Source organism: Paracraurococcus lichenis, assembly GCF_030657435.1.
GTDB lineage: Bacteria > Pseudomonadota > Alphaproteobacteria > Acetobacterales > Acetobacteraceae > Paracraurococcus > Paracraurococcus lichenis.
In genome coordinates, this window is the sequence record NZ_JAUTWS010000239.1 from 1 (window position 1) to 2,631 (window position 2,631).

Annotated in this window: 2 protein-coding genes; both read right to left on the reverse strand. The window is 68.2% G+C overall.

Translation table 11 applies throughout. The features are described 5' to 3' along the window. Nucleotides 1–128: 128 nt before the first annotated feature. Nucleotides 129–938, reverse strand: coding sequence for an IS21-like element helper ATPase IstB (istB, locus tag Q7A36_RS39280; RefSeq protein ID WP_305109225.1), 810 nt, complete (start codon nt 936–938; stop codon nt 129–131). Then, nucleotides 935–2,446: an IS21 family transposase gene (istA, locus tag Q7A36_RS39285; protein ID WP_456306853.1), complete on the reverse strand. Its 1,512-nt coding sequence runs from the start codon at nt 2,444–2,446 to the stop codon at nt 935–937. Before istA ends, istB begins: the two co-directional genes overlap by 4 nt. Nucleotides 2,447–2,631 lie beyond the last annotated feature (185 nt).

A 2,631-nucleotide genomic window follows, 5' to 3' on the forward strand; every position in this document is an offset into this window, starting at 1 on the left:
ACCCGGCTGTAGCGCGGCGATCAGGATGCGAGCAGCGCGACAACCAGGATGAGAATCTGTGGTCGCGGCGGCTGGATGATTGTCGCGGCGCGACATGGATGCAAGCGCTTTCAGGGCTGGCGCGGCAATCAGGATGAGGTTTTGGCTGTCGCGCGCGTTGGTGGTCGGCCTGGGCCGCGTTTACGCTCCATGGCAGCACGCCTGCGGTAGCTTTCGACGTTCATCTCGAAGATCGTCGCGTGATGCACGAGACGGTCTACCGCGGCGAGGGCCATGATCTGGTCGGGAAAAATCCTGTGCCATTCTCCAAATGGCTGGTTTGAGGTGATGAACAGCGATCGGCGCTCATAGCGGGCAGCGATGAGCTCGAAGATGACGCTGGTCTCGGCTTGATCCTTGCTGACGTAGGCGATGTCGTCGAGGATCAGCAGGTGATACTTATCGAGCTTGGCGATGGCGGCCTCGAGCTGCAGATCGCGCCGGGCTGCCTGGAGTTTCTGGACCAGGTCGGTGGTGCGGGTGTACAGCACGCGCCAACCATTCTCGACCAGGGCGAGACCGAGAGCCGCTGCGAGATGCGACTTGCCAGTACCCGGTGGGCCGAAAGCGAGCAAATTGGCGCCCTTCTCCAACCAGCTGTCGCCGGCAGCGAGCGCCATGACCTGGGCCTTGCTGACCATGGGCACGGCTTCGAAGTCGAAGGTGTCGAGCGTCTTGCCTGGCGGTAGGCGGGCTTCTTCGAGATGGCGCTGAATACGCCGGTTGGCGCGCTCGGCCAGTTCGTGTTCGACCAACGCAGCGAGAAAGCGAGCCGCCGGCCATCCTTCCTTGTCGGCGCGTGTGGCGAAGTCGGGCCAGATCAACTTCATAGCCGGTAGCCGGAGGTCGTTGAGGGCCAGCGACAGGCGGCCGGTGTCGATCGGCTCGGCGGCGCTCATGCGGCATTCTCCTGACGGACGGTGGCAAGCTCGTCGTAGGCGCCGAGCGCAGGATGGGTGACGACGACCCCGGGCAGGGCCGCGGCATCGGGCAGGAAGCGAGCTTGCAACTCGGCCATGTCGGGCAGGCGCCCCGCCTCGAGCAGGGTATCGAGCACGCCGGCCAACTCGGCCTCACAGGCCCGCTCATGGGCGAGAACCAGCATCTCGACTGTCGCGCGGCAGGCCTGGCGGGCTGGCTGCTGGGCGAGCATGGCCTCGAAGGCGCGCGCATAGGCTGGACGCGGGAACAGGCTGTCGCGGTAGACCAGGCCAAGCAGGGCCATCGGCTTGCGCCGCAGCGAGTGGATCACGTGGCGATAGTCGACCACGTGGCCATGCCGGCCGTCGGGCCGCCGGCGCCCTCTGGGAAGCGTGAGCTGGTGCGAACTGCCGAGGTAGACCTCAAGCCGGTCGTCGTAGAGCCGGACCCGCAGCCGATGGCCGATCAGGCGCGAGGGTACGCTGTAGAACACCTTGCGCAGCAGGAAGCCGCTGGAGGAGGTCACGGCGACGATCGCCTCCTCGTAGTCGGCGGTGCGTCGCGCTGGCAGGTCCCGGAGCGCGGCGCGCTCGAGCTCGATGCGCGGCCCCACCCGGGCGTTGCGCCGGCCGACCAGTTCGTCGATGAAGCAGCGATACGCCGCCAAGTCGGCGAAGTCGCGTGAGCCGCGCAGCAGCAGGGCGTCCCTGACCGCCGCCTTGAGGTGACCATGCGGCCCCTCGATGCTGCCGTTCTCATGCGCCAAGCCGGGGTTGTTGCGGCTCGGCTCCATGCCGTAGTGGGCACAGAACGCCTCGTAGCGCCGGGTCAGGTCCTCCCGGGCCTCACGGTCGAGATTGCGGAAGGCCGCCGAGAGGCTGTCGCTGCGGTGCTCCTGCGGTGCGCCGCCGAGGGCCCAGAGGGCATCCTGCAGCCCCTCGGCGAGCGCGACGTAGCTCTCCCCGCCCAGCACCACATGGGCATGCTCGAAGCCCGAGTAGGCCAGCCGGAAATGGTAGAGCCGATGATCAAGAGCCTCGCCGGCGATGCTGATGCCGAGGTCCCCCATGTCGGTGAAATCCGACAGGCCCAGCCGTCCGGGCTCGTGCACCTGGCGGAAGATCACCTCCTGCTCGGGGCCGTGCAGCGCTCGCCAGCCCCGGATCCGGCGTTCCAGGGTGCGGCGGACCCCGGCACCGAGCTCGGGATGGCGCCGCAGCACCTCCTCGAAGATGGCGATCGGCCGCAGGCCCGGCGCCGACCGCAGCAAGGGGACGATCTCGTCCTCCCAGACTGCGGCCAGCGGGTCTGGTCGCCGGCGCCCTCGTGGGGTGGCTTTCTGCGACGGTGGACGAGGATCCTCCTCGATGCGGTAGGCGGTCGCGGTGCTGAACCCGGCCTTGGCCGCGGCGATCGGTACCGGCTCGGTGCGACGGAACTGCATGTAGAGCCTCATCTGGCGGTCTGTGACGTGGCGACCGGGCACCGGATGGATCCCTCGCGAGAAGGACGCCATTCCGGTGCCGGCCGACCGTGACCGCCAGAGCCGACCCCTCCGGGGTCCGCCCTTGTCGCTGCGGCCCCTCCGGCCGGGCTACGCCCGACCTACGGGGCCGCAGCGACGGTTCTCATCCTGATCGCCGGGCTTTCTCACCTTGATCGTCGCGCGAC